The organism is Streptomyces sp. YGL11-2, assembly GCF_050054615.1.
In the GTDB taxonomy this organism is placed as follows: Bacteria; Actinomycetota; Actinomycetes; order Streptomycetales; family Streptomycetaceae; genus Streptomyces.
Window position 1 is genome coordinate 130,195 of record NZ_JBNHIN010000016.1, and the last position, 26,428, is coordinate 156,622.

23 protein-coding genes are annotated in these 26,428 nt (G+C 72.0%); 20 read left to right on the plus strand and 3 right to left on the minus strand.

Going from position 1 to position 26,428, the window contains the following annotated elements:
- The first annotated feature begins 85 nt into the window (after positions 1–85).
- Entirely contained in the window at positions 86–892 is an 807-nt protein-coding gene (locus ACO1BR_RS20100; protein ID WP_426796442.1) for a polysaccharide deacetylase family protein, read from the plus strand.
- Positions 892–2,106 carry a hypothetical protein gene (locus tag ACO1BR_RS20105; protein ID WP_426796443.1) on the plus strand — a complete coding sequence of 405 codons (1,215 nt, stop codon included), beginning with the start codon at positions 892–894 and terminating at the stop codon, positions 2,104–2,106. The genes ACO1BR_RS20100 and ACO1BR_RS20105 overlap by 1 nt, the downstream gene beginning before the upstream one ends.
- A 228-nt stretch (positions 2,107–2,334) precedes the next feature.
- Here the strand turns inward: ACO1BR_RS20105 and ACO1BR_RS20110 are convergent, their stop codons facing one another.
- Both ACO1BR_RS20110 and ACO1BR_RS20115 read right to left on the minus strand, forming a co-directional pair.
- Entirely contained in the window at positions 2,335–4,017 is a 1,683-nt protein-coding gene (locus ACO1BR_RS20110; protein ID WP_426796444.1) for a hypothetical protein, read from the minus strand.
- Between the two features lie 162 nt (positions 4,018–4,179).
- Entirely contained in the window at positions 4,180–6,378 is a 2,199-nt protein-coding gene (locus tag ACO1BR_RS20115; protein ID WP_426796445.1) for an elongation factor G-like protein EF-G2, read from the minus strand.
- A 277-nt stretch (positions 6,379–6,655) separates the two neighbouring features.
- Between ACO1BR_RS20115 and pgsA the strand changes: the two genes are divergently transcribed.
- The 18 genes from pgsA to ACO1BR_RS20205 all read left to right on the plus strand — a co-directional run bounded on the left by pgsA (position 6,656) and on the right by ACO1BR_RS20205 (position 24,891).
- The gene (gene pgsA, locus ACO1BR_RS20120; RefSeq protein WP_426796446.1) at positions 6,656–7,309 is read left to right on the plus strand and encodes a phosphatidylinositol phosphate synthase; all 654 of its coding nucleotides are present in this window, start codon (positions 6,656–6,658) and stop codon (positions 7,307–7,309) included.
- Positions 7,309–8,250 carry a phosphatidylinositol mannoside acyltransferase gene (locus tag ACO1BR_RS20125; protein WP_159504807.1) on the plus strand — a complete coding sequence of 314 codons (942 nt, stop codon included), beginning with the start codon at positions 7,309–7,311 and terminating at the stop codon, positions 8,248–8,250. The genes pgsA and ACO1BR_RS20125 overlap by 1 nt, the downstream gene beginning before the upstream one ends.
- Positions 8,247–9,407: a glycosyltransferase family 4 protein gene (locus tag ACO1BR_RS20130; protein WP_426796447.1), complete on the plus strand. Its 1,161-nt coding sequence runs from the start codon at positions 8,247–8,249 to the stop codon at positions 9,405–9,407. Before ACO1BR_RS20125 ends, ACO1BR_RS20130 begins: the two co-directional genes overlap by 4 nt.
- A gap of 61 nt (positions 9,408–9,468) precedes the next feature.
- The gene (locus ACO1BR_RS20135; protein ID WP_426796448.1) at positions 9,469–10,014 is read left to right on the plus strand and encodes a hypothetical protein; all 546 of its coding nucleotides are present in this window, start codon (positions 9,469–9,471) and stop codon (positions 10,012–10,014) included.
- 173 nt (positions 10,015–10,187) lie between these two features.
- Positions 10,188–11,099 (plus strand): pyridoxal 5'-phosphate synthase lyase subunit PdxS, encoded by a 912-nt coding sequence (gene pdxS, locus ACO1BR_RS20140; RefSeq protein WP_159504810.1) that lies wholly within the window; start codon positions 10,188–10,190, stop codon positions 11,097–11,099.
- Between the two features lie 14 nt (positions 11,100–11,113).
- The gene (gene pdxT, locus ACO1BR_RS20145; protein ID WP_426796449.1) at positions 11,114–11,707 is read left to right on the plus strand and encodes a pyridoxal 5'-phosphate synthase glutaminase subunit PdxT; all 594 of its coding nucleotides are present in this window, start codon (positions 11,114–11,116) and stop codon (positions 11,705–11,707) included.
- 63 nt (positions 11,708–11,770) lie between these two features.
- Entirely contained in the window at positions 11,771–12,523 is a 753-nt protein-coding gene (locus ACO1BR_RS20150) for a YebC/PmpR family DNA-binding transcriptional regulator (RefSeq protein ID WP_426796450.1), read from the plus strand.
- Positions 12,524–12,657: 134 nt separating this feature from the next.
- Complete coding sequence (ruvC, locus tag ACO1BR_RS20155; protein ID WP_426796451.1) at positions 12,658–13,209, plus strand: crossover junction endodeoxyribonuclease RuvC; 552 nt, start codon at positions 12,658–12,660, stop codon at positions 13,207–13,209.
- Positions 13,206–13,826 (plus strand): Holliday junction branch migration protein RuvA, encoded by a 621-nt coding sequence (gene ruvA / locus ACO1BR_RS20160; RefSeq protein ID WP_426796452.1) that lies wholly within the window; start codon positions 13,206–13,208, stop codon positions 13,824–13,826. Before ruvC ends, ruvA begins: the two co-directional genes overlap by 4 nt.
- 124 nt (positions 13,827–13,950) lie before the next feature.
- Positions 13,951–15,042 carry a Holliday junction branch migration DNA helicase RuvB gene (ruvB, locus tag ACO1BR_RS20165; protein WP_426796453.1) on the plus strand — a complete coding sequence of 364 codons (1,092 nt, stop codon included), beginning with the start codon at positions 13,951–13,953 and terminating at the stop codon, positions 15,040–15,042.
- A gap of 161 nt (positions 15,043–15,203) precedes the next feature.
- Positions 15,204–15,755: a preprotein translocase subunit YajC gene (gene yajC, locus ACO1BR_RS20170; protein WP_426796454.1), complete on the plus strand. Its 552-nt coding sequence runs from the start codon at positions 15,204–15,206 to the stop codon at positions 15,753–15,755.
- 150 nt (positions 15,756–15,905) lie between these two features.
- Positions 15,906–17,663 (plus strand): protein translocase subunit SecD, encoded by a 1,758-nt coding sequence (gene secD / locus ACO1BR_RS20175; RefSeq protein ID WP_426796455.1) that lies wholly within the window; start codon positions 15,906–15,908, stop codon positions 17,661–17,663.
- A 1-nt stretch (position 17,664) separates the two neighbouring features.
- Positions 17,665–18,777, plus strand: a complete 1,113-nt coding sequence (secF, locus tag ACO1BR_RS20180) for a protein translocase subunit SecF (protein WP_426796456.1) — start codon at positions 17,665–17,667, stop codon at positions 18,775–18,777.
- Positions 18,774–19,322: an adenine phosphoribosyltransferase gene (locus ACO1BR_RS20185; protein WP_426796457.1), complete on the plus strand. Its 549-nt coding sequence runs from the start codon at positions 18,774–18,776 to the stop codon at positions 19,320–19,322. The genes secF and ACO1BR_RS20185 overlap by 4 nt, the downstream gene beginning before the upstream one ends.
- Positions 19,323–19,494: 172 nt before the next feature.
- Positions 19,495–22,062 (plus strand): RelA/SpoT family protein, encoded by a 2,568-nt coding sequence (locus tag ACO1BR_RS20190; protein WP_426796458.1) that lies wholly within the window; start codon positions 19,495–19,497, stop codon positions 22,060–22,062.
- Positions 22,063–22,081: 19 nt separating this feature from the next.
- Positions 22,082–23,377, plus strand: coding sequence for a protein kinase domain-containing protein (locus tag ACO1BR_RS20195; protein WP_426796459.1), 1,296 nt, complete (start codon positions 22,082–22,084; stop codon positions 23,375–23,377).
- A complete protein-coding gene (locus ACO1BR_RS20200; protein WP_426796460.1) occupies positions 23,370–23,765 on the plus strand; it encodes an effector-associated constant component EACC1 in 396 nt (131 codons plus the stop codon). Before ACO1BR_RS20195 ends, ACO1BR_RS20200 begins: the two co-directional genes overlap by 8 nt.
- A complete protein-coding gene (locus ACO1BR_RS20205; protein WP_426796461.1) occupies positions 23,749–24,891 on the plus strand; it encodes a caspase, EACC1-associated type in 1,143 nt (380 codons plus the stop codon). Before ACO1BR_RS20200 ends, ACO1BR_RS20205 begins: the two co-directional genes overlap by 17 nt.
- A 68-nt stretch (positions 24,892–24,959) precedes the next feature.
- Here the strand turns inward: ACO1BR_RS20205 and ACO1BR_RS20210 are convergent, their stop codons facing one another.
- The gene (locus ACO1BR_RS20210; protein ID WP_426796462.1) at positions 24,960–26,189 is read right to left on the minus strand and encodes a DUF349 domain-containing protein; all 1,230 of its coding nucleotides are present in this window, start codon (positions 26,187–26,189) and stop codon (positions 24,960–24,962) included.
- Positions 26,190–26,428 lie beyond the last annotated feature (239 nt).

A 26,428-nucleotide genomic window follows, 5' to 3' on the forward strand; every position in this document is an offset into this window, starting at 1 on the left:
GCGCGCCGGGTGAACGAGGCGACACGCACCCGGATGAATCCTATAGATCGCCCCGATTGGGAAAATTTGCCTCTCTAATGGGGTGGTGACTTCCCTAGATCGTCGCTCCGTGCTGCGCGCGGCCGCCTCCGCCGCGGCCGCCGGTGCGCTCGCGTCGGGCTGTGACCCGCACCGGGGGACGGACACCTCGTCGTCCGCCCCCCGGTCCTCCGCCGGACCGGGACCCTCCGGAGCGGGCCGGTCCGGATCCGCCCGGGTACCCGCCGCCCGGCCGCCGACCCGCGCGCCGGGCCGGCCCGTCGAGATCGAGAACGGGCCGCGGGACGGCCGCGCCGTGGCCCTGACCTTCCACGGCAGAGGCGACCCCAAGCTGGCGAACGCGCTGCTGGGCGAGGTCGAACGAGCCGGCGCCAAGGTCACCGTGCTGGTCGTCGGCGACTGGCTCGACGAGCAGCCGGCGATGGCCCGCCGGATTCTGGACGGCGGCCATGAGCTGGGCAACCACACGATGCACCACCGCGCGATCTGTGCGCTGCCGGAGGCCGCCGCCTACGCCGAGATCAGTCAGTGCGCCGAACGGCTGCGCAAGCTCACCGGCAGCATCGGCAGCTGGTTCCGCCCCTCGCAGACCCAGCGGGCCACCCAGCAGGTGATCCGGCTGGCCCGCAAGGTGGGCTATCCGCACGTCCTGTCGTACGACCTGGACTCCCTCGACGCGAACGACCCCGGTGCCGCGGCGGTCCGGCGCACGGTCCTGGACGGCGTGCGGCCGGGCTCGATCGTGAGTCTCCATCTCGGGCACGCCGGCACGGTGGCCGCGCTGCCCCCGATCCTCGACGGCCTCCGCCGGCGCGGTCTGCGCGCGGTGACGACAACGGAGCTAGTGACCTGATGGCTGACCGGAACCGTATCCCCGTCCGCACGACCGGCTCCCGGGCGGCCCGCCCCGTGCGCCGGGCCGCACTGTTCGCCGTGGCCTGCGCGCTGCTGGCGGCGGGCTGCGGCAGCGGCGGCGAGGGGTCCGCCGGCGAAACCCCGCAGTCCGCCGGGCAGGCGCCGCGCCAGGCCGTCCAGCAGGGGCTGCCGGGGATGCCGCCGCCGCTGGACGCGCGCGACCTGTACGCGGCGGACCGGCCCAACCGGCTGGCACCGCAGGTCAAGGACTTCCCCTCGCGGGTGTACGTGCCCAACACCGGCTCGGACACGGTCAGCGTGATCGATCCGAAGACGTACAAGGTCATCGAGACGATCCCGGTGGGGGTGCAACCGCAGCACGTGGTGCCGTCCTGGGACATGAAGACGCTGTGGGTCAACAACGACCGGGGGCACGACCTGACCCCGATCGACCCGGCGACCGGCAAGGCCGGCAAGCCGGTGAAGGTCCACGACCCGTACAACCTGTACTTCACGCCCGACGGGAAGTACGCGGTCGTGATGGCCTCGATGGACAGGCAGCTGGTCTTCCGGGACCCGCACACCATGAAGGTCCGCAAGGCCCTCCCGGTCAGCTGCGCGGGTGTCAACCACGCCGACTTCTCGCCGGACGGCAAGTACTTCATCGTCTCCTGCGAGTTCTCCGGTGAGCTGCTCAAGGTCGACACCGCGAAGATGGAGGTGGTCGGCCAGCAGAAGCTGCCGTTCGAGGGGGCGATGCCGCAGGACGTGAAGATCTCGCCGGACGGCAAGACCTGGTACGTCGCCGACATGATGGCCGACGGCGTCTGGGTCCTGAACGGCGACACCTTCGGCCGCCCGAAGCTGCTGCCGACCGGCAAGGGGACGCACGGCCTCTACGTCAGCCGGGATTCGCGCTCCATGTACATCTCCAACCGGGGTGAGGGGTCCATCTCGCTGCTGGACTTCAGGACCGGCGAGCTGGTCGACAAGTGGCACATCCGCGGCGGCGGCAGCCCGGACATGGGCGGCGTCTCGGCGGACGGCAACGTGCTGTGGCTGTCCGGGCGTTACAACTCCGAGGTGTACGCGCTCGACACCCACACCGGGAAGACCCTGGCGAAGATCAAGGTGGGGCTGGGGCCGCACGGACTGGCGGTGTACCCGCAGCCGGGGCGGTACTCGCTCGGGCACACCGGGATCTTCCGCTAGGCGAGGGGGCGAACGCCGGACGGGGGGGGGGGGGGGGGGGGGGGGGGGGGGGGGGGGGGGGGGGGGGGGGGGGGGGGGGGGGGGGGGGGGGGGGGGGGGGGGGGGGGGGGGGGGGGGGGNCTCGGGCACACCGGGATCTTCCGCTAGGCGAGGGGGCGAACGCCGGACGGGCGCGGGCACGGCGGTTCACCGCCGTGCCCGCGCCCGTCCGTGCGGGGGGCTGCTCCGCTAGGCGTTGTACTCGTCGGCCTTCCTCGGTTCGACGCCCTGCACCATGCCGCTCAGGACCAGCGAGCGGTTGTCGAAGCGCTCGGTGTCGACGCCGTTCTCCCTGAGGACGCTCATGGCCGCGGCGTGCACCGCCCGCAGGACCGGGGTCGCGGCACGCAGCGCGTCGTCCGCCATGAAGCGGTGCCGCCAGGGCTTGTCGGCCCAGACATGGCGCAGGCCGAACGGCTCGGGGAGGGTGAGCTTGCCGCCGAGGAAGTCCAGGACGGGCGGGAACCACGTCAGCGGGGCGCGGGCGGCGAGCCGGACCACCTCCAACGGCTCGATCAGCGGCAGCGTCTGGGTCTTGGTCTCCCAGAACCGGACGACCTTGGCGACGTCCTTGGTCTTGGGCTCCGGCTTGCTGGTGAAGAGCGAGTTGACCGGACCGAGGGCGTGACCGCTGACCTCGATGCGCAGCGTCTCGTGCAGCACGGTGACGGTGATCAGGAGCGTGAGCACCAGCTGGCCGTCCCACAGGACGAACTGGACGCCGAGGTAGTGGCGGTTGCCGGCGCCGAACTGCTGCTCGTTGCAGATCCGCTCGATCTCGTGGCCGCGGACCTCGTACCCCTCGACGTGGCTGCCCTCCGGGCGGGCGACCGCCCCGGCCTTCTCGCCCACGGGGACGACGATCCAGTGGCGCACGGAGGGCGGCTGCTGGAAGCCGCCGGTGTGCAGCGGGCTGCGTTCCAGGAGGCGCAGCCGGTCGTGGATCGCGCGGATGACGTCCCAGCTGCGGAAGGGGTGGATCTCGGTACCCTCCTCGGCCGGCCGGAGCTCCTCGGCGAGCTGCCAGCTGCCCCAGCGGGTACCCATGCCGAGTATGCCCTTGGGGCCGGCGTAGAAGACGACGTTGCTGCGCTGCTCGGCGGAGACTTTGGCGAGATTGTGCCGGAGGGTCTCGGCGGAGGTGTGGTTCGGGTCCTGCGGCACCGCCTCGGGGATCTTGGCGGCGACGCCGCCGCCTTCGAGCAGCCCCTTCCACGCCTCCCGCATGTCCACCGCGGTCTTCTCGCAGATCTGCTTGGCCCACCACCAGCCGACCACCGGGGCGACGATCATGCCGCGGGCGTACAGCGGCCAGAAGCCGGTGAACGGCAGCTTGACCATGAAGAAGAGGGCGGCGCCGGCGAGCAGGACCAGCAGGGCGCCGCCGAGGAGCGAGATGCCGTTGCCCTCGCCGTCCTTGGAGAACATCTTGCGGAGCTGGAAGGCGCCCAGCCACAGCAGCACACCGGGCAGGAAGAGCAGGCCGAACAGCACCATCAGGAGCGTCAGCCGGGTGTCGCGCTGCTTGCGGACGCGGGTGGCCGAGAGGCAGTGCTCGACGATGGTCTGCGGCTCCGTCCCGAAGGACTGGATGAGCGCTTTGCGCCCGCCGCCGAGCATCCGGACCTGGACGGCGCGGGAGAACGCCTCGCCGAGGTTCGGCGCGAACAGCGAGAGCTTGGGCTTCTTGATGCCGGAGGCGCCGGAGTCGGAGTCGGCCTTGGAGATGTCGGCGAGCGGGCTGTCCCGGTAGGCGGCCGAGGCCAGTGCCTGGGTCGCCGCCGTCTGGCCGGCGCCGCCCGAGATCGGCACCTGCGCCCCCGGACTGAAGTCATAGCCGTCTGCCACTACCGCCCCCCTCACCGCGCGCATCCGTGATGCGGCTCTTTACCCGACTACCGCTAACGGCACACCTGCTGAGCCGCGGACCGCACGCTCCCGTCGCGGAACGCGGCGCTCTACGGCAGAGTCCCAGCGTACAGCCGCCGTCCAGCCCAGGGGGGTGGCGCCGGACAGCGGCTGATTGACCGTTAACTACGCGCCGTTCTCGGCTTGTTCGCGCATCCTGGCGGCCAGCTGCGGGGGCATCGGCTCGTGCCGCAGGTAGCCGCGGCCGAAGCGTCCGGTGCCGTGCGAGAGGGAGCGCAGATCGACGGCGTAGCGCCCGATCTCGATCTCGGGCACCTCGGCGCGGATGAGAGTGCGCCCGGGCCCGGACTGCTCGGTGCCCACCACCCGGCCGCGGCGGCCCGACAGATCGCTCATCACCGGGCCGACGAAGTCGTCCGGTACCAGGACGCGTACCTCGGCGACCGGTTCGAGGAGGTCGATCCGGGTCTCCGCGGCGGCTTCGCGCAGCGCCAGCGCGCCCGCCACCTGGAACGCGGCGTCCGAGGAGTCGACCGAGTGCGCCTTGCCGTCGAGGAGCGTGACGCGGATGTCGACGAGCGGGTGCCCGACCGCGAGCCCGCGTGCCGCCTGGGCGCGGACGCCCTTCTCGACGGACGGGATGAACTGCCGGGGGACCGCGCCGCCCACGACCTTGTCGACGAACTCGATGCCGGAGCCGCCGGGTAGCGGGTCGACCTGGATCTCGCAGATCGCGAACTGGCCGTGCCCGCCGGACTGTTTGACGTGCCGGCCGCGGCCCGCGGCGGGCGCGCCGAAGGTCTCCCGGAGCGGGACCCGGTGGGCGACGGTGTCGACCTGGACGCCGTAACGGGAGCGCAGCCGCTCCAGCGCCACATCGGCGTGCGCCTCGCCCAGGCACCACAGGACCACCTGGCGGGTGTCCTGGTTGTGCTCCAGGCGCATCGTGGGATCCTCCGCGACGAGCCGGGCCAGGCCCTGGGAGAGCTTGTCCTCGTCGGCCTTGCTGTGCGCCTCGATAGCGACCGGCAGCAGTGGGTCCGGCATCGTCCAGGGCTCCATCAGGAGCGGGTCGTCCCTGCCGGAGAGGGTGTCGCCGGTCTCGGCACGGGTCAGCTTGGCCACGCACGCCAGATCGCCGGCGATCGCCTGGGACACCGGGCGCTGCTGCTTGCCGAAGGGTCCGGACAGCGCGCCGATCCGCTCGTCCACGTCGTGGTCCTCGTGGCCGCGGTCCTGGAGGCCGTGGCCGGAGACGTGCACCGTCTCGTCGGGGCGCAGGGTGCCGGAGAAGACCCGGACGAGGGAGAGTCGGCCCACGTACGGGTCGGAGGAGGTCTTGACCACCTCGGCGGCGAGCGGGCCCTCGGGGTCGCAGCGCAGGGCCTGCCGCGGGGCGCCGTCGGTGCCGGTGACGGCGGGGGCCTCGCGTTCGGCGGGGGTGGGGAAGCCGCCGGTGATCAGCTCCAGCAGCTCCACGGTGCCGAGCCCCTGCCTGGCGCCGTCGGCGGCCGGGGCGGCGGCCAGTACGGGATGGAAGGAGCCGCGGGCGACCGCCGTCTCCAGGTCGCCGATCAGCGTCTTGATGTCGATCTCCTCGCCGCCCAGATAGCGGTCCATGAGGGATTCGTCCTCGCTCTCGGCGATGATCCCCTCGATGAGGCGGTTGCGGGCCGCCGCGATGAGCGGGAGCTCGTCGTCGGTGGGCGCGCGCTCGGTGCGTTCGCCGGAGGAGTAGTCGAAGACCCGCTGGGAGAGCAGGCCGATCAGGCCGTGTACGGGGGCGTGGCCGTCGGCGCCCGGTGTGCCGTACAGGGGGAGGTAGAGGGGGAGTACGGCGTCCGGGTCCTCGCCGCCGAGGGTGGCGGCGCAGCGCCGGGTCATCTCGTCGAAGTCGGAGCGGGCGGCTTCCAGATGCGTGACGACCAGGGCGCGCGGCATCCCGACCGCGGCGCACTCGTCCCACACCATCCGGGTCGCGCCGGCCACACCGTCGGCCGCCGAGACAACGAAGAGGGCCGCGTCCGCCGCGCGCAGACCGGCCCTGAGCTCCCCGACGAAATCCGCGTATCCGGGGGTGTCCAACAGATTGATCTTGATCCCGCCCCAGTCCACCGGGACGAGGGAGAGCTGTACGGAGCGCTGCTGGCGGTGCTCGATCTCGTCGTAGTCCGAGAGACAGCCGCCGTCCTCGACGCGTCCCGCTCGGTTGACCGCGCCGGACGCCAGCGCGAGCGCCTCGACGAGGGTGGTCTTCCCCGATCCGCTGTGGCCGACCAGCACCACATTGCGCAGGGCCGTGGGCCGGTCGGCCGCCGGCGCCCTTCCGGCGGCTCCTGGGTTGGTACCCGACTTCTCGCTCATGTGTCTCGCCTCCAGGTCGACACTTTGCGGTGATTCGAGCTTTCCACCGTGGTCATGATGCGTCCATAGATGGCACACCGGACGCGTCGTTCCAAGGAGGCGGTCCGGCCGTCCTGCGGGGCCCGCGGGTGCGTGCCGCGGCGCGCGGCGGCGGGCCCGAGCCGTGGCATGCACCTCGCGCCGCGATGCGTTCGCGGTGCCCCGTTGCCTCCTGGCTACGATGGGCCAGCCGGTGGCCCCTTGACCGCGCGGCCCGTATCGACCCTCCGGGAAGGTCATGCTGAACAAGTACGCGCGTGCGTTCTTCACGCGTGTTCTCACACCGTTCGCCGCCCTGCTCATCCGTCTCGGGGTCAGCCCGGACGCGGTCACCCTCGTCGGGACCGGCGGTGTGGTGGCCGGTGCCCTGATCTTCTACCCCCAGGGCGAGTTCTTCTGGGGCACGGTCGTGATCACGCTGTTCGTCTTCTCCGACCTGGTCGACGGCAACATGGCGCGACAGCTGGGCCGGTCCAGCCGGTGGGGCGCCTTCCTGGACTCCACCCTCGACCGGGTCGCCGACTCGGCGATCTTCGGCGGGCTGGCCCTGTGGTACGCCGGACGCGGTGACAACCTGACGCTCTGCGCGATCGCGATCTTCTGCCTGGCCAGCGGCCAGGTCGTGTCGTACACCAAGGCGCGCGGCGAGGCGATCGGGCTGCCGGTGAACGTCAACGGCCTGGTGGAGCGCGCCGAGCGGCTGGTCATCTCGCTGGTCGCCTGCGGTCTGTCCGGGCTGCACAAGTTCGGGGTGCCCGGCGTGGAGGTCCTGCTGCCGGTCGCCCTGTGGATCGTCGCCGCCGGCAGTGCGGTCACCCTCGGCCAGCGCGTGGTGACGGTACGCCGGGAGTCGGCCGAGGCCGACGCCATCGCTCAAGGGGGGAACGGTTGATGGGACGCGGACCGCTGATCGACACCGGGAAGCTGACCGACGGGCTGTACGGCCTGGGCTGGAGCACGGTCAAGAAGCTGCCGGAAGGCGTCGCCGTACGGCTGGGGCAGCAGATCGCCGACGCGGTCTGGAAGCGCCGCGGCAAGGGCGTCCTGCGCCTTGAGGCGAACCTCGCGCGGGTCGTCCCGGACGCCTCCCCGCAGCGGTTGGCCGCCCTCTCCCGGGCCGGGATGCGCTCGTACATGCGGTACTGGATGGAGTCGTTCCGGCTGCCGGCGTGGAGCAAGGAGCGGATAAAGGCCGGATTCACCCCCCAGGACGTGCACTACCTGGAGGACGGGCTCAAGAGCGGGCGCGGCGTGATCCTGGCGCTGCCCCACATGGGCAACTACGACCTCGCGGGCGTCTGGGTCACCACCAAGCTCGGCGTCCCGTTCACCACCGTCGCCGAGCGCCTCAAGCCGGAGAGCCTCTACGACCGGTTCGTCGCCTACCGGGAGGGCCTGGGCATGGAGGTGCTGCCGCACACCGGCGGCGCCGCCTTCGGCACCCTGGCCCGGCGGCTGCGGGCCGGCGGGCTGGTCTGCCTGGTCGCCGACCGTGACCTGTCCAGCTCCGGGATGCCGGTGAAGTTCTTCGGCGAGCCGACGAAGATGCCGGTCGGTCCCGCGATGCTCGCCGTCCAGACCGGCGCGATGCTGCTGCCGGTCACCCTCTGGTACGACGACACCCCCGTCATGCGCGGCCGGGTCCACCCGGAGATCGAGGTGCCGGAGAACGGCACCCGTACCGAGAAGGCCGCCCAGATGACCCAGCAGCTCGCCGACGCCTTCGCCTCCGGTATCGCCGACCACCCCGAGGACTGGCACATGCTCCAGCGCCTCTGGCTCGCCGACCTGGAGCCGCGTGCGGCCGAGCCGTCCGGAACGGAGACGCCGTGAGAATCGGCATCGTCTGCCCCTACGCCTGGGACGTCCCCGGTGGCGTCCAGTTCCACATCCGGGACCTGGCCGAGCACCTGATCCGGCGCGGCCACCAGGTCTCGGTCCTCGCCCCCGCGGACGACGAGACCCCGCTGCCGTCGTACGTCGTCTCGGCCGGCCGCGCCGTCCCCGTTCCGTACAACGGCTCGGTGGCCCGCCTCAACTTCGGCTTCCTGTCCGCCGCCCGGGTCCGCCGCTGGCTCCAGAACGGCGCCTTCGACGTCATCCACATCCACGAACCGGCGTCCCCGTCCCTCGGCCTGCTCGCCTGCTGGGCGGCCCAGGGCCCGATCGTGGCGACCTTCCACACCTCCAACCCGCGCTCCCGGGCCATGATCGCCGCGTATCCGATCCTCCAGCCCGCCCTGGAGAAGATCAGCGCGCGCATCGCGGTCAGCGAGTACGCCCGCCGCACCCTCGTCGAACACCTCGGCGGCGACGCGGTGGTCATCCCCAACGGCGTGGACGTCGACTTCTTCGCCCGGGCCGAGCCCAAGGCCGAGTGGCAGGGCCGGACCCTCGGCTTCATCGGCCGGATCGACGAGCCCCGCAAGGGCCTGCCGGTCCTGATGAAGGCGCTCCCGGCGATCCTCGACGCGGTCCCGGACGCCCGGCTGCTGGTCGCCGGCCGCGGCGACGAGGAGGAGGCGGTCGCCGGCCTGCCCGCCGAGCTGCGCTCCCGGGTCGAGTTCCTGGGCATGGTCAGCGACGAGGACAAGGCGCGCCTGCTGCGCAGCGTGGACGTCTACGTTGCCCCCAATACGGGCGGCGAGTCCTTCGGCATCATCCTCGTGGAGGCGATGTCCGCGGGCGCGCCGGTGCTCGCCAGCGACCTCGACGCGTTCTCCCAGGTCCTGGACCAGGGCGAGGCGGGCGAGCTGTTCGCCAACGAGGACGCCCGGGCGCTGGCCGACGCGGCGGTGCGGCTGCTGGGCAGTCCCGAGCGGCTGGCCGAACTCCGCGAGCGCGGCAGCAAGCACGTGCGGCGCTTCGACTGGACGACGGTCGGCGCGGACATCCTCGCGGTGTACGAGACGGTGACGACGGGGGCGTCCGCGGTGGCCACCGACGAGCGGGTCGGGCTGCGCGCCCGGAGGTGGCTCGCCAAGGACTGAGCGTCCCTCGGCGGGTGGGGGCGGACGGCGGGGCGCCGTCGTGCGGGTAACGTGACGGGGCGTGACCACCATGATCTGGATCGCCGCCGCGATCGTCCTCATCGGCGTCTACCTGAGCTGGACGGCGGGCCGCCTGGACCGCCTGCACGCGCGGATCGACGCGGCCCGGGCGGCACTGGACGCCCAGCTGCTCCGGCGGGCCTCCGTGGCGCAGGAGGTCGGGACCTCGGGCGTGCTGGATCCGGCCGCGTCGATCGTGCTCTACCAGGCCGCGCACGAGGCCCGGCAGGCCGAGGAGGACCACCGCGAGGTCGCGGAGAGCGAGCTGAGCCAGGCGCTGCGCGCCGTCTTCGAGGAGGAGACGCAGCTGGAGGCCGTACGGGAGGCGCCGGGCGGGGAGCGGACGGTCACCGAGCTGACCGCCGCGGTCCGGCGGGTCCCGATGGCGCGGCGGTTCCACAACGACGCCGTACGGGCCGCGCGCGCGGTCCGCCGCCACCGGGTGGTCCGCTATTTCCGGCTGGCCGGCCACGCGCCGTTCCCGCTGGCCTTCGAGATGGACGACGAGCCGCCGGCCGTAATGGACGGCCGGCCGGCGGGGAGCTGACCGGCCAAGAGACGGCCCGGTCCGGCACCGCGCGGCGGGGAGCCGGTGTGCCTGGACCGCGGTGCGCCGGCCCGTGACAAGCCACCGGCCTCTAATTGGCCCTTTTCCCAGGTCCCTGGCCAACGGTTGTGTGGGCGCCGAAGCGCAACCACCCGCACTGAGTGAGGTCTACCGTGTCCAGCACGCCCAACACGCCCCAGAACCCCGAGACCGGAACCGCGCGCGTCAAGCGCGGCATGGCGGAGCAGCTCAAGGGCGGCGTGATCATGGACGTCGTCACGCCGGAAGAGGCGAAGATCGCCGAGGACGCCGGCGCCGTCGCCGTCATGGCCCTGGAGCGGGTGCCGGCCGACATCCGCAAGGACGGGGGCGTGGCCCGTATGTCCGACCCGGACATGATCGACGGCATCATCGAAGCCGTCTCGATCCCGGTCATGGCCAAGTCCCGTATCGGCCACTTCGTCGAGGCCCAGGTCCTCCAGTCGCTCGGCGTGGACTACATCGACGAGTCCGAGGTCCTCACCCCCGCCGACGAGGTCAACCACTCCGACAAGTGGGCCTTCACCACCCCCTTCGTCTGCGGTGCCACCAACCTCGGCGAGGCCCTGCGCCGTATCGCCGAGGGCGCGGCCATGATCCGCTCCAAGGGCGAGGCCGGCACCGGCAACGTCGTCGAGGCGGTCCGCCACCTGCGCCAGATCAAGGGCGAGATCGCCAAGCTGCGCGGCTGCGACAACAACGAGCTGTACGCCGCCGCCAAGGAGCTGCGCGCCCCGTTCGAGCTGGTCAAGGAGGTCGCCGAGCTCGGCAAGCTGCCCGTCGTGCTGTTCTCCGCCGGTGGTGTCGCCACCCCCGCCGACGCCGCGCTGATGCGTCAGCTCGGTGCCGAGGGCGTCTTCGTCGGCTCCGGCATCTTCAAGTCCGGCGACCCGGCCAAGCGCGCCGCCGCGATCGTGAAGGCCACCACCTTCTACGACGACCCCAAGGTCATCGCGGACGTCTCCCGCAACCTGGGCGAGGCCATGGTCGGCATCAACTGCGACACCCTCCCCGAGGCCGAGCGCTACGCCAACCGCGGCTGGTAAGGACCCCTACCGAGATGAGCACCACCCCCACCATCGGTGTGCTGGCGCTCCAGGGCGACGTCCGCGAGCACGTCAAGGCGCTCGCGGACGCCGGCGCCCAGGCACGCCCGGTCCGCCGCCCCGAGGAGCTGGCCGAGGTCGACGGCCTGGTCATCCCCGGCGGCGAGTCCACCACCATGTCCAAACTGGCCGTCGTCTTCGGCATGTTGGAGCCGCTGCGTGCGTTCGTGAAGGCGGGCCGGCCGGTCTACGGCACCTGCGCCGGCATGATCATGGTCGCCGACAAGCTGCTGGACGCCCGCGACGACCAGGAGACGCTCGGCGGCGTCGACATGATCGTGCGCCGTAACGCCTTCGGGCGGCAGAACGAGTCCTTCGAGGCCGCGGTCGAGGTCGCCGGCATCCCCGGCGGGCCGGTCGAGGGCGTCTTCATCCGGGCGCCGTGGGTCGAGTCGATCGGGGCGTCCGTCGATGTCCTGGCGACGTACGGTGGACATACGGTGGCCGTCCGGCAGGGTAACGTCCTTGCCACGTCGTTCCACCCTGAACTCACCGGCGACCACCGGATCCACGCGCTGTTCGTGGACATGGTGCGTGCGGCGGCCTGACGCATCCCCGGTAGGATCTCAGGCGATCGTTTCTGACATGGGTTACGCGAAGGAGACAGGCAGATGTCCGGCCACTCTAAATGGGCTACGACCAAGCACAAGAAGGCCGTGATCGATGCCAAGCGCGGCAAGCTCTTCGCGAAGCTGATCAAAAACATCGAGGTCGCGGCGCGCATGGGCGGCGCCGACATTGAGGGCAACCCGACGCTCTACGACGCCATTCAGAAGGCCAAGAAGCAGTCGGTCCCGAACAAGAACATCGACTCCGCGCTCAAGCGCGGTGCCGGCCTCGAAGCCGGTGGCGCCGACTACGAGACGATCATGTACGAGGGCTACGGTCCCAACGGTGTCGCGGTGCTCATCGAGTGCCTGACCGACAACCGCAACCGTGCCGCGTCCGACGTCCGCGTCGCGATGACCCGCAACGGCGGCTCGATGGCCGACCCGGGCTCGGTGTCGTACCTGTTCAACCGCAAGGGCGTGGTGATCGTCCCCAAGGGCGAGCTGACCGAGGACGACGTGCTGGGCGCGGTCCTGGACGCCGGTGCCGAGGAGGTCAACGACCTCGGCGAGTCCTTTGAGGTGCTCAGCGAGGCCACCGACCTGGTCGCGGTGCGCACCGCTCTCCAGGAGGCCGGCATCGACTACGACTCGGCCGACGCCAATTTCGTCCCGACCATGCAGGTCGAGCTGGAGGAAGAGGGCGCACGCAAGATCTTCAAGCTGATCGACGCGCTGGAGGACAGCGACGACGTGCAGAACGTCTTCGCCAACTTCGACGTGTCCGATGACGTCATGGCGAAGGTCGACGCCTGACGCGCGGGCCGACTCACGGTCGTACGACGGGCCGGCGGGGACACACCCCGCCGGCCCGTCCGTTTGTCAGTGGCAGCCACTAACCTGCAGGAACACAGGAACAGGCGACCGAAAACGGCGAGGGGCGGGGCCCGATGAAGGTGCTGGGGGTGGACCCGGGGCTGACGCGGTGCGGGGTCGGCGTGGTGGACGGGGTCGCGGGACGGCCGCTCACCATGGCCGGCGTCGGCGTCGTACGGACCCCGGCGGACGCGGATGTCGCGCACCGCCTCGTGCTGATCGAGCGTGGCATAGACGAGTGGCTCGACGCGCACCGCCCCGAATTCGTCGCCGTGGAGCGGGTGTTCAGCCAGCACAACGTCCGTACGGTCATGGGCACCGCCCAGGCCAGCGCGGTCGCCATGCTGTGCGCCGCCCGCCGCGGGCTGCCGGTCGCGCTGCACACCCCGAGCGAGGTCAAGGCGGCGGTGACCGGCTCCGGCCGGGCCGACAAGGCGCAGGTCGGCGCGATGGTCACCCGCCTGCTGCGGCTGGACGCACCGCCCAAGCCGGCCGACGCCGCCGACGCCCTCGCGCTCGCCATCTGCCACATCTGGCGCGCCCCCGCGGTCAACCGCCTCCAGCAGGCGCACGCCGCGGCCCGCCGCGCCGCCGCACCCGTACGCACGCTGAAGGGCACCCGATGATCGCCTTTGTCTCCGGCCCGGTCGCGGCCCTCGCTCCGGACGCCGCCGTCGTCGAGGTCGGCGGTATCGGCATGGCCGTCCAGTGCACGCCCAACACCCTGTCCGGACTGCGGGTCGGAGCGCGGGCCAAGCTCGCCACCTCCCTCGTCGTCCGCGAGGACTCGCTCACCCTCTACGGTTTCGCCGACGAGGACGAGCGGCAGACCTTCGAGCTGCTGCAGACCGCCAGCGGCGTCGGCCCCCGGCTGGCCCAGGCCATGCTCGCCGTGCACTCCCCGGACGCGCTGCGGCTCGCGGTGTCCACGGGCGACGAGAAGGCGCTGACCGCCGTGCCCGGCATCGGCAAGAAGGGCGCGCAGAAGCTGCTGCTGGAATTCAAGGACCGGCTCGGCGCACCGGTCGGCGGCGGCCGGGCGGCCGTCGGAAGCGCCGTGACCGCCGGCTGGCGCGATCAGCTCCAGGCCGCGCTGATCGGCCTGGGGTACGCCACCCGCGAGGCGGACGAGGCGGTCGCCGCGGTCACCCCGCAGGCAGAGGCGGCGGCAGCCGCCGGCGGTCAGCCGCAGGTGCCGCAGCTGCTGAAGGCCGCGCTGCAGACCCTGAACCGGGCGCGATGACCGGCACGCCCCGGCCTCCGGCGGCCCCCGGCGGCGGCCGGCGCGCCGCCGTCCGGGCCCCGCGCCCCCGACCGTACGACCACGCAGGCGGCCCGGCCGCCCCGACCCCGCGAGGCAATCCGCAGTGAACTGGGACGACACCGCACCGCCCACCGCCGAGGACGCCGCCGGCGTCGCGGCCGACCGGCTGGTGGCGGCCGACGCCGATGGCGAGGACACCGCCGTCGAGGCCGCGCTCCGGCCCAAGGACCTGGAGGAGTTCGTCGGCCAGGAGCGGGTCCGCGAACAGCTCGACCTGGTGCTGAAGGCGGCCCGCGCCCGCGGCGCCACCGCCGACCACGTGCTGCTCTCCGGGGCGCCCGGGCTGGGCAAGACGACCCTCTCGATGATCATCGCGGCCGAGATGGGCGCCCCGATCCGGATCACCTCCGGCCCGGCCATCCAGCACGCCGGCGACCTCGCGGCGATCCTCTCCTCCCTCCAGGAGGGCGAGGTCCTCTTCCTCGACGAGATCCACCGGATGTCCCGGCCCGCCGAGGAAATGCTCTACATGGCCATGGAGGACTTCCGGGTCGATGTGATCGTCGGCAAGGGCCCGGGCGCCACCGCCATCCCTCTGGAGCTGCCCCCGTTCACGCTCGTCGGCGCCACGACCCGGGCGGGCCTGCTGCCGCCGCCGCTGCGCGACCGCTTCGGCTTCACCGGCCACATGGAGTTCTACGCCCCCGCCGAACTCCAGCGCGTGATCCACCGCTCCGCCGGTCTGCTCGACGTCGCCATAGAAACCGAGGGCGCCGCCGAGATCGCCGGCCGCTCCCGGGGCACGCCCCGGATCGCCAACCGCCTGCTGCGCCGGGTGCGCGACTACGCCCAGGTCAAGGCGGACGGGGTGATCACCCGCGAGATCGCCTCGCAGGCCCTGGGGGTCTACGAGGTCGACGGCCGCGGTCTGGACCGGCTCGACCGGGCGGTGCTCACCGCCCTGCTCAAGCTGTTCGGCGGCGGCCCGGTGGGCCTGTCCACCCTGGCGGTCGCGGTGGGGGAGGAGCGCGAGACGGTCGAGGAGGTCGCCGAGCCGTTCCTCGTACGGGAGGGGCTGCTGGCCCGTACGCCGCGTGGCCGGATCGCGACCCCGGCCGCCTGGACGCACATGGGGCTGGTCCCGCCGCAGCAGCAGACGGGTGGAAGCGGGCAGCAGGGCTTGTTCGGGGCATGACGGCGCGGAGACTCGCCCGGTGAGGAACTGCGGTGCGATGCTGGGCGTTGTTCCACTGGTGGAGACTCGCTTAGACTCCGCCGATGCCGTCCGTATGGGCGGTGTATCCACCCCCGTATATGAGACCGCGGAGCCGCGGTCGTGCGAAGGATTTCCGTCCCGTGAGTATCGTGACTCTCCTCCCGTTCATCGTCCTCATCGGGGCCATGTTCCTGATGACGCGGTCCGCCAAGAAGAAGCAGCAGGCGGCCCAGCAGATGCGCGATGAAATGCAGCCCGGCACCGGCGTCCGGACGATCGGCGGCATGTACGCCACCGTCAAGGAAATCCACGAGGAAACCGTCCTCCTGGAGGTCGCCCCCGGCGTGCACGCCATCTATGCCAAGAACGCCATCGGCGCGGTGCTCGCGGATGAGGAGTACAACCGCATTCTGGACGGTGCCGATCCGATCGTCGGCGACGAGCAGCCGGTCGTCCCGGACGATGTCTCGTCGCTGACCGGTGCCGGTGCCGATGAGGCCACCGAAAAGGGTGACAAGGCCGACAAGATCGACCTGGGCAAGACCGAGGCCGAGGCCAAGCCCGCCGCCGACGAGGCCGCGAAGGCCGACGAGGACACGGCGGACAAGGCCGACAAGGCCGAGGAGCCCGCCAAGGCCGAGGCCGACACCGCCAAGGAAGACAAGAAGGCCGGCGGCGCCGACGCGAAGTAGTCCGTTCTCCGGGAACCGCGGCACGCCCCCGATCGGCGGCACCGCGGTTCCCCGACGGTCTAGGCTCCGGCGGGGGCACGTCCCCACAAGACTTCGTGGCCGCTCGGCAGACATCCCAGGCCGAGGGGTTGGACAGGGAGAAACGACAAGGTGGCAGCACCGAAAAAGGGCCGCAGGGCGCCCGCTAACCAGGGGCATCCAGGGCGCACCCTGATCCTGGTCCTGATCGCGATGGCGGGACTGGTCGGAGGCATGTTCTCCACCGGGACGCTGACCCCCCGACTGGGCATCGACCTGGCGGGCGGCACCAGCTTCACGCTGGCGGCGCAGAACCAGCCGGGCAAGCCCAACGCGATCAACGAGACCAACATGAACACCGCCGTGAACATCATGGAGCGGCGGGTCAACGGTCTCGGTGTGACCGAGGCCGAGGTCCAGAAGCAGGGCAGCGACCACATCATCGTGAACATCCCCAAGGGGACGGACGCGAAGCAGGCGCGCCAGCAGGTCGGCACCACCGCTCAGCTCGGCTTCCGGCCGGTGCTGACCACCACCGCCGGCACCAAGACCCCGGCACCCAAGCCCAGCCCCTCCCAGGGCGGCAAGAACGGCAAGGGCAGCGGCGAGCAGGCCACCGGCAAGGACAGCGGAAAGAGCGCCTCGCCGTCGCCCAGTGCGAGCTCCACGGCCCAGGGCCGCGCCGTCACGGACGCCCTGAAGAAGCCGTCCGCGCCGCCGTCCGCCTCCGGGACGACCCAGCCCTCCGCCCAGCCGACGCCGCCCGCTCCCGGTGGCGCGGACATCCCGCCGGCCCTGCAGAAGCAGCTCGGCGCGCTGGACTGCTCCACGAAGCAGAGCCGGGCGACCGCCGGTGAGCAGGCCGCGGGCGCCAAGCCGACCGACCCGGTCGTGGCCTGCAAGGACGACGGTTCGCAGAAGTACGTGCTCGGCCCGGTCGGCGTCGAGGGCACGGACGTCAAGGACGCCAAGGCGGTCTTCGACAGCCAGCAGGGCCAGGGCTGGATCGTCCAGATGGACTTCACCTCCGGCGGCGGCAAGAAGTTCGCGGACATCACCGGCAAGCTCGCCACCAAGACGCCGCCGCAGAACCAGTTCGCGATCGTGCTGGACGGCGCGGTGGTCTCCGACCCGCGCGTCAGCGAGCGGCTCAACGGCGGCAACGCCACGATCTCCGGCGGCTTCACCCAGCAGTCGGCGCAGGACCTGGGCAACATGCTGTCGTACGGTGCGCTGCCGCTGTCCTTCAAGATCGACGACGAGACCACGGTCACCGCGGCGCTCGGCGGCGAGCAACTGCACGCCGGTCTGATCGCCGGTGCCATCGGCCTGGCGCTGGTCATCGTCTACCTGGTCGCCTACTACCGGGGGCTGGCGCTGGTCGCGCTGGCGAGCCTGGTCGTCTCGGCGATCCTGACGTACACGATCATGACGCTGCTCGGTCCGGCCATCGGGTTCGCGCTGAACCTCCCGGCGGTCTGCGGCGCCATCGTGGCGATCGGTATCACCGCCGACTCGTTCATCGTCTACTTCGAACGCATCCGGGACGAGATCCGCGAGGGGCGCACGCTGCGCCCGGCCGTCGAGCGCGGCTGGCCGCGGGCCCGCCGGACGATCCTGGTCTCCGACTTCGTGTCGTTCCTGGCCGCCGCGGTGCTGTTCATCGTCACCGTCGGCAAGGTGCAGGGCTTCGCGTTCACGCTGGGCCTGACCACCCTGCTCGACGTCGTCGTGGTCTTCCTCTTCACCAAGCCGCTGATGACGCTGCTGGCCCGGCGGAAGTTCTTCTCCGAGGGACACCCCTGGTCCGGCCTCGATCCCAAGCGCCTGGGCGCCAAGCCACCGCTGCGCCGCCGTCGCACCGCCCCCACCCAGACGAAGGAGGCGTGAGATGTCCAAGCTCGGCAACATCGGCGCCCGGCTCTACCGCGGTGAGGTCGGCTACGACTTCATCGGCAAGCGGATGATCTGGTACGGCGTCTCGATCCTCATCACCATCACGGCCATCGTCGGCCTGTCGGTGCGCGGTCTGAACATGGGCATCGAGTTCTCCGGCGGTGCGGTCTTCACCACCCCCAAGACCTCGGTGACGACGGAGGAGGCCCGGCACCGGGCCGAGTCGGCGGCGGGTGGCCACCAGGCCACGGCACAGAAGCTCGGCGGCGGCGCGCTGCGCATCCAGATCAGCGGTCTGGACACCAAGCAGGCGCTGCCCGTCCAGGAAGAGCTCGCCAAGGAGCTCAACGTCCCGGCCAAGGACGTCAACACCCAGCTGGTCGGCCCGAGTTGGGGCCAGCAGATCGCCGACAAGGCATGGCTGGGCCTGGGGATCTTCATGGTCCTCGTGGTGCTCTACCTGGCCATCGCCTTCGAGTGGCGGATGGCGCTGGCCGCGCTGATCGCGCTGGTCCACGACCTGACGATCACGGTCGGCGTCTACGCCCTGGTCGGCTTCGAGGTCACCCCGGGCACGGTCATCGGTCTGCTGACGATCCTCGGTTACTCCCTCTACGACACGGTCGTCGTCTTCGACAGCCTGAAGGAAGCCTCCAAGGACATCACCAAGCAGAGCCGCTTCACGTACGGCGAGATCGCCAACCGCAGCATCAACGGCACCCTGGTGCGGTCGATCAACACCACGGTCGTGGCGCTGCTCCCGGTCGCGGGTCTGCTGTTCGTCGGCGGCGGGGTGCTCGGCGCCGGCATGCTCAACGACATCTCGCTGGCCCTCTTCGTGGGTCTGGCCGCCGGTGCCTACTCCTCGATCTTCATCGCGACGCCGCTGGTCGCCGACTTCAAGGGCCGCGAGCCGCAGATGCAGGCGCTCGCCAGGCGGGTCCTCGCGAAGCGTGCCGCGTCGGAGGCCAAGGAGGCGGGCGAGGACGGGCAGCCGGCCACCGCCCCGGCCGACGACGACTCCGAGGACGCCGCGGTTGTCGGCCCGCGGCAGCAGCCCACCTCCCGCAGCCGGGGGCGCGGCGGCCCGTCGGGGAAGCGCCGATGACCGCTTCCCCGGAGCTGCGCGAGCTCCTGCTGAGCCGGATCTCCGACGTCCCGGACTACCCGAAGCCGGGCGTGATGTTCAAGGACATCACCCCGCTGCTCGCCGACCCGGCCGCGTTCGCCGCGCTGACCGGCGCCTTCGTCGACCTGTGCGAGCGCCACCGCGCCGACAAGGTCGTCGGCCTGGAGGCCCGGGGCTTCATCCTCGCCGCCCCGGTCGCGGTCTCCGCCGGTATCGGTTTCGTACCGGTGCGCAAGGCGGGCAAGCTGCCCGGCACGACGCTCGGCCAGGCGTACGAGCTGGAGTACGGCACCGCCGAGATCGAGATGCACGCCGACGCGCTGGCGCCAGGCGACCGGGTGCTGGTGATCGACGACGTCCTCGCCACCGGCGGCACCGCGGACGCGTCGATGCAGCTCATCCGGCGTGCGGGTGCCGAGGTCGCGGGTCTGGCGGTGCTGCTGGAGCTGGGCTTCCTGGCCGGGCGGCAGCGGCTGGAGCCGGGCCTGAAGGGCGCTCCGCTGGAGGCGCTGATCACGATCTGAGCCGGTCTTCGGCACGGTACGAGCGACAGGGGCATCCGGAACATTCCGGGTGCCCCTGCTGCTGTGTCATGTACGGAGCCATGGCCGCGCGGCGGCCGTGGCCATGGGCTCGATACCATGGCACCCCGGCCGCTTCGAGGTCCTGGGGTCCGTACCCGCATGAGGAGTGCTCTTGCCAGACGAGGCCCAGCCGCTCTCCCCCGGACTGCGTCCGGCGGGAACCCCTGCCGCGCGCCCGGACGAGCCGAAGCCGACGGACACGGCTTCCTCCGCCGCGCCGAAGCCCGAGCGGCAGAGCGCGGCCGGCGGCACCGCCAAGCCCCGGCCGACCGCAGACCGGCCCGCCGGGCCCCAGGCACCCGCCGACCGGCCCCGCCCGGCCCCAGCGGCGCAGCCGCCGGCCGGGGGCAAGCCGCTGCCGCCCGCCTCCCTGGGCCGCTCCGGCTCGCCCAACCGCGTCCGGGCCCGCCTCGCCCGTCTGGGCGTACAGCGCTCCAGCCCGTACAACCCGGTCCTCGAACCGCTGCTGCGGGCCGTGCGCGGCAACGACCCCAAGATCGAGACCGCCACGCTGCGCCAGGTCGAGCGGGCCTACCAGGTCGCCGAGCGCTGGCACCGCGGCCAGAAGCGCAAGAGCGGCGACCCGTACATCACCCACCCGCTCGCGGTCACGACCATCCTCGCCGAGCTGGGCATGGACCCGGCGACCCTGATGGCGGGGCTGCTGCACGACACCGTCGAGGACACCGAGTACGGACTCGACACCCTGCGCCGGGACTTCGGCGACCAGGTCGCGCTGCTCGTCGACGGCGTCACCAAGCTGGACAAGGTCAAGTTCGGCGAGGCCGCGCAGGCGGAGACGGTCCGCAAGATGGTCGTCGCGATGGCCAAGGACCCGCGGGTGCTGGTCATCAAGCTCGCCGACCGGCTGCACAACATGCGCACCATGCGCTACCTCAAGCGGGAGAAGCAGGAGAAGAAGGCCCGCGAGACGCTGGAGATCTACGCCCCGCTGGCGCACCGGCTGGGTATGAACACCATCAAGTGGGAGCTGGAGGACCTCGCGTTCGCGATCCTCTACCCCAAGATGTACGACGAGATCGTCCGGCTGGTCGCCGAGCGCGCCCCCAAACGGGACGAGTATCTGGCGATAGTGACCGACGAGGTCCAGGCCGACCTCCGGGCCGCCCGCATCAAGGCCACCGTCACCGGCCGCCCCAAGCACTACTACAGCGTCTACCAGAAGATGATCGTGCGCGGGCGCGACTTCGCCGAGATCTACGACCTGGTGGGCATCCGCGTCCTCGTCGACACGGTCCGGGACTGCTACGCGGCCCTGGGCACCATCCACGCGCGGTGGAATCCGGTCCCCGGCCGGTTCAAGGACTACATCGCGATGCCCAAGTTCAACATGTACCAGTCGCTGCACACGACCGTGATCGGCCCCAGCGGCAAGCCCGTCGAACTCCAGATCCGCACCTTCGACATGCACCGCCGCGCCGAGTACGGCATCGCCGCGCACTGGAAGTACAAGCAGGAGGCGGTCGCCGGGGCCTCCAAGGTGCGTACCGACGTGCCCAAGGGCACCGGCAAGGGCGCCGGCCAGGACACCGTCAACGACATGGCCTGGCTGCGGCAGTTGCTGGACTGGCAGAAGGAGACCGAGGACCCGGGCGAGTTCCTGGAGTCGCTGCGCTTCGACCTCTCGCGCAACGAGGTCTTCGTCTTCACGCCGAAGGGCGATGTGATAGCGCTGCCGGCCGGCGCCACCCCGGTCGACTTCGCGTACGCGGTGCACACCGAGGTCGGCCACCGCACGATAGGAGCGCGGGTCAACGGGCGGCTCGTACCGCTCGAATCGACGCTGGACAACGGCGACTTGGTGGAGGTCTTCACCTCCAAGGCGGCCGGGGCGGGGCCGTCCCGCGACTGGCTCAGCTTCGTCAAGTCCCCGCGGGCCCGCAACAAGATCCGCGCGTGGTTCTCCAAGGAGCGCCGCGACGAGGCCATCGAGCAGGGCAAGGACGCCATCGCGCGCGCCATGCGCAAGCAGAACCTGCCGATCCAGCGGATCCTGACCGGCGACTCCCTGGTCACCCTCGCGCACGAGATGCGCTACCCGGACATCTCCTCGCTCTACGCCGCCATCGGCGAGGGCCATGTCGCCGCGCAGAGCGTCGTCCAGAAGCTGGTGCAGGCGCTCGGCGGGCAGGACGAGGCCACCGAGGACATCGCCGAGTCGACGCCGATCCGGCCGCGTTCCAAGCGCCGGTCCAGCACCGATCCGGGCGTCGTCGTCAAGGGCGTCGACGATGTCTGGGTCAAGCTGGCCCGCTGCTGTACGCCGGTGCCGGGCGACCCCATCATCGGGTTCGTCACCCGCGGCAGCGGCGTCTCGGTGCACCGCGCGGACTGCGTCAACGTCGACTCGCTGTCCCGTCAGCCCGAGCGGATCCTGGACGTCGAGTGGGCGCCCACCCAGTCCTCGGTCTTCCTGGTCGCCATCCAGGTCGAGGCGCTGGACCGCTCCCGGCTGCTGTCGGACGTCACCCGGGTGCTGTCCGACCAGCACGTCAACATCCTCTCCGCGGCGGTCCAGACCTCCCGCGACCGGGTCGCCACCTCGCGCTTCACCTTCGAGATGGGCGACCCCAAGCATCTGGGCCATGTCCTCAAGGCCGTCAGGGGAGTTGAGGGCGTCTACGACGTCTACCGGGTGACCTCGGCACGCAGGCCCTGAGAGAGCGGCGGGGGACACGATGGGGGAGGAACTGCTCGGCGGGCGGTACCGCCTCGTCCGGCTGATCGGCCGCGGCGGGATGGGCGCCGTCCACGAGGCGGTGGACACCGGGCTGGACCGCCGGGTGGCGGTCAAGCGGCTGCTGGCCGCCGGCGGTCCGGACTCCGGCTCGACGGCCCTGCGGCGCTTCCAGCGGGAGGCCCAGGCGCTGGCCCGGATCAGCCACCCGGGAGTGGTGCACGTCTACGACAGCGGCGTCCACGAGGGCACGCCGTACATCGTGATGGAGCTGCTGGACGGGGTGGGGCCGGCGGCGCTGGTGGAGGGCCACGGACCGCTGCCGCCGGCGCTGGCCGCCGAGATCGGGCTGGGCATGTGCCGGGCGCTGGCCGCCGCGCACACCGCTGGCGTCCTGCACCGCGACGTCAAACCGACCAATGTCACCGTCACCCGTGCCGGCCGGGTGGTGCTCCAGGACTTCGGCCTGGCCCGGCTCGCCGAGGAACAGGCCATCACCCAGGCCGGCGCGCTGCTCGGCACCCCGCAGTACATGGCCCCGGAGCTGATCCGTGGTGAACTCCCGGGCCCGGAAGTCGACTTGTACGGGCTCGGCGCCTGCCTGTACCTGATGCTCACCGGCACGCTGCCGCTGGGCGCGGACGCCGTCGACGTCGGCGTGCTGGTGGAACGGGCGGTGGGGCCGGGTATCCCGCGGCTGGCCGAGCGGCACGGCAGCGGCATTCCGCATGCCCTGGCGCACCTCGTGGACACGCTGTGCGGGCAGGAAGCCGACCGCCGGCCGGCCGCCGCCGATGTCGAGGGGCTGTTGGCCGGGCTGCCGACCGCGGACGACCAGCGCGCGTTACGCGAGCTGGTGGCCCGCTGCGTCCGCGAGCAGGCCGTGGAGTTCGTCTACAGTCCGCCGGCCCAGGACTCCTCGGTGCCGGAAGTGCTGGACTGGGCGGCGATTCCCGGCCCGGTGCCCGCCACCCCGGACGCCCACCGGCCGCTGACCCTGAGCGACGGCACCCTGCAGATGATGCTCAGCGGCATGACGGCGGACAACGCCCGGTCCCGGCAGCGCGAGGCGGTCAACCTGGTCCTGCGCGGCGACCTCCAGGAGGCGGTGCGGATGCTCACCGCGGTCGCCCAGGTCTGCGCCTCGGCCCTGGGACCGGACCATCCGACCACCTTGACCAGCCAGTACTGGCAGGCGGTGTGCCTGGCGCGGCTGGGCGCCGGGGCGGAAGCACTGGAACTGTTCTCACGGGTCAACACACGGACCGAGCAGAGGAGGGGGCGGGATCATGACTGATCTCGACGTACGGGTGACGACGGAGCCGGGAGGCGACGCGGAGGACGAACTCCGGTCCCTGATGCGGTGGCTGCACGACGACGAGGAACTGAGCCGCCGGGTACGCGGCCGGCTCGGCGCCGCCCGCGGGCCCCGGCCCGGCGAGATGGGCACCGGCTTCGACCTGCTCCAGCTGGCGATCGGCACCGCGGTGTCCGGCGGCTCGCTCGCGGTCTCGGTCCTCCAGTGGCGCGACTCGCGCCGCCGCGCCCCCGAACTCACCCTGCGCTCGGGGGAGATGGAGGTCAGGATCCCGCGTGGTGCGGCCGGCGACCCGGAGACGCTGCGCCGGATCGCCGCACTGCTCGACGAACCCCAGGAGCCCGGGGGCGATGACCGGACTGCCTGATCCGGCCGCCTCCCGGGCCGTGCTGCTCGGCACCGCCTCCTACCACCACCTCGACGCGCTCCCGGCCGTCGAGGCCAACCTCCGGGACCTCGCGGGGACCCTCGGCGACGCCACGGTCTGGGGACTGCCCGCACCGCACTGCGAGGTGGTCCTCGACCCGGGGAGCGCCGCCGCCATGCTCGACCCCGTGCACCGCGCCGGCGACGAGGCCACCGACACCCTCGTCGTCTACTACGCGGGCCACGGCATGCGGGACTCCGAGTCGGCCGACCTCTATCTCGGCCTGACCGGTTCGCGGGACGGCGTCGGCTACACCGCGGTCGCCTACCAGCATCTGCGCGGCGCCATCCGCGCCGCCCGCGCCCGCCGCAAGGTGATCGTCCTGGACTGCTGCTTCAGCGGCCGGGCCGCCCGTACGCTCGCCGGGCGCGCCGATGTGCTGGCCGCCCAGGCCGCGGTGGACGGCGCCTACGTCCTGACCGCCTCCCCGCGGGACCGGGTCGCCCTGGCACCGGACGGCGAGCCGCACACCGCCTTCACCGGCGAACTGCTCGGCATCCTGCGGCACGGCATCACCGACGGCCCGGAGCTGATCGACCTCGACACCCTCTACCGGGCCCTGGACGAGCGGCTGCGGGCCAAGAACCGGCCGCTGCCGCAGCGCTCCCAGGAGAACGGCGTCGGACGGCTGCCACTGGCCCGCAACCGGGCCCTGGCGCGGCGCCGCGCGCCAGCCGGGCCGGTGCTCGACGCCGAGGTCCGCGCCGCCATGGTGGCGTCCGGCCTGAGCCTGGCGCGGATGCTGCGGGCGACCGGCAACAGCCGGGACGCGCTCCCGGTGCTGCGGCTCGCCCTCCGGGAGCGCGGACCGGACGGCCGGGGCAGCCTCCCCGCCGTCCAGCTGGAACTCTCCGAACTCCTCGCCGAGACCGGGCAGATCAAGGAGGCCATCGAGGTCCTGGAGCAGGCGTTCCACCAGACCCACCAGGTCTACGGCCCGGAAGCCGTGCTGGTCTGCCGGCGGCTGGCCGATCTGCTCCAGGAGTCCGGCAACCACATCCAGGCGTGCGAGGTCCTCAAGCACGCTCTCGACCTGATGGAGACGGCGCGGCACAGCCGGCGGTGAGCCGGGCCCGGCACGGCGACGGCCCGCCGGGAAACCCCGGCGGGCCGTCGCGTACGGACACGGCGTGCTCAGCCGCCGAACTCCTCCAGGCCCTTGAGCGCCTGGTCCAGCAGCGCCTTGCGGCCCTCCAGCTCGCGGCCGAGCTTGTCGGCCTTGGCGTCGTTGCCTGCCGCCCGCGCCGCGTCGATCTGCTTCTGGAGCTTGTCGACGGCGTCCTGCAGCTGGCCGGTCAGCCCCGCGGCCCGCGCCCGGGCCTCGGGGTTGGTACGCCGCCACTCGGCTTCCTCGGCGTCCTGGATGGCGCGCTCGACGGCGTGCATCCGGCCCTCGATCTTCGGGCGGGCGTCCCGCGGCACATGGCCGATGGCCTCCCACCGCTCGTTGATCGCCCGGAACGCGGACCGTGCCGCCTTCAGGTCGGTCACCGGGAGCAGCTTCTCCGCCTCGACGGCCAGCTCCTCCTTGCGGGTCAGGTTCTCCCGCTGCTCGGTGTCCCGCTCCGCGAAGACCTCGCCGCGCGCCTGGAAGAACACGTCCTGGGCGCCGCGGAAGCGGTTCCACAGGTCGTCCTCGTGCTCGCGCTGCGCGCGGCCCGCGGCCTTCCAGTCCGTCATCAGCTCGCGGTAGCGGGCGGCGGTGGCGCCCCAGTCCGTCGAGCCGGACAGCGCCTCGGCCTCGGCGACCAGCTTCTCCTTGGCCTTGCGGGACTCCTCGCGCTGCGCGTCCAACGAGGCGAAGTGCGCCTTGCGCCGCTTGGAGAACGCCGAGCGGGCGTGCGAGAAGCGGTGCCACAGCTCGTCGTCGGTCTTGCGGTCCAGCCGCGGCAGGCCCTTCCAGATGTCGACCAGCGCCCGCAGCCGCTCACCGGCCGCCCGCCACTGCTCGCTGGCCGCCAGCTCCTCCGCCTCGACGACCAGCTTCTCCTTGGACTGCCGGGCCTCGTCGCTCTGCTTGGCCTTCTGGGCCTTGCGCTCCTCGCGGCGCGACTCGACCGTGCCGACGAGCGCGTCCAGCCGCTTTCTCAGCGCCTCCAGATCGCCCACCGCGTGGTGCTCGTCCACCTGCACGCGCAGGTGGTCGATCGCGGTCATGGCGTCCTTCGCCGAGAGGTCGGTGGTCTTGACCCGCCGCTCCAGGAGGCCGATCTCGACGACCAGGCCCTCATACTTGCGCTCGAAGTAGGCAAGGGCCTCCTCGGGAGTTCCCGCCTGCCACGATCCGACGACCTGCTCGCCGTCGGCGGTACGCACGTACACGGTCCCCGTCTCATCGACGCGGCCCCATGGGTCGCTGCTCACAGCGCCTCCTCCACATGATGCCGACGGGGCGTGCGGCCCCCCGGCATCGTCCACAGTTTCTGTCCGGCCGGGCAGCGCCCTGGCCGGTCCGACGGGCTGTCTTGCGGGTGAGGGTGGTCAGGCCGTCGGAGCAGGCACCCTACACAACGCCAATCTAGGCGACCGGCGGTCGGCTGTCCGCATCCAGCACGACCGAAATTCCAGATGGGACGACGGGCGCCGCCCCTTCCGGCCGGCGG

Bases quoted from the DNA above. Each gene is read 5' to 3' on its own strand.
- ACO1BR_RS20105 (WP_426796443.1), top strand. From the start codon at position 892: ATGGCTGACCGGAACCGTATCCCCGTCCGCACGACCGGCTCCCGGGCG.
- ACO1BR_RS20110 (WP_426796444.1), bottom strand. From the start codon at position 4,017: ATGCGCGCGGTGAGGGGGGCGGTAGTGGCAGACGGCTATGACTTCAGT.
- ACO1BR_RS20115 (WP_426796445.1), bottom strand. From the start codon at position 6,378: ATGAGCGAGAAGTCGGGTACCAACCCAGGAGCCGCCGGAAGGGCGCCG.
- pgsA (WP_426796446.1), top strand. From the start codon at position 6,656: ATGCTGAACAAGTACGCGCGTGCGTTCTTCACGCGTGTTCTCACACCG.
- ACO1BR_RS20125 (WP_159504807.1), top strand. From the start codon at position 7,309: ATGGGACGCGGACCGCTGATCGACACCGGGAAGCTGACCGACGGGCTG.
- pdxT (WP_426796449.1), top strand. From the start codon at position 11,114: ATGAGCACCACCCCCACCATCGGTGTGCTGGCGCTCCAGGGCGACGTC.
- ACO1BR_RS20150 (WP_426796450.1), top strand. From the start codon at position 11,771: ATGTCCGGCCACTCTAAATGGGCTACGACCAAGCACAAGAAGGCCGTG.
- ruvC (WP_426796451.1), top strand. From the start codon at position 12,658: ATGAAGGTGCTGGGGGTGGACCCGGGGCTGACGCGGTGCGGGGTCGGC.
- ruvA (WP_426796452.1), top strand. From the start codon at position 13,206: ATGATCGCCTTTGTCTCCGGCCCGGTCGCGGCCCTCGCTCCGGACGCC.
- secF (WP_426796456.1), top strand. From the start codon at position 17,665: ATGTCCAAGCTCGGCAACATCGGCGCCCGGCTCTACCGCGGTGAGGTC.
- ACO1BR_RS20185 (WP_426796457.1), top strand. From the start codon at position 18,774: ATGACCGCTTCCCCGGAGCTGCGCGAGCTCCTGCTGAGCCGGATCTCC.
- ACO1BR_RS20195 (WP_426796459.1), top strand. From the start codon at position 22,082: ATGGGGGAGGAACTGCTCGGCGGGCGGTACCGCCTCGTCCGGCTGATC.
- ACO1BR_RS20200 (WP_426796460.1), top strand. From the start codon at position 23,370: ATGACTGATCTCGACGTACGGGTGACGACGGAGCCGGGAGGCGACGCG.
- ACO1BR_RS20205 (WP_426796461.1), top strand. From the start codon at position 23,749: ATGACCGGACTGCCTGATCCGGCCGCCTCCCGGGCCGTGCTGCTCGGC.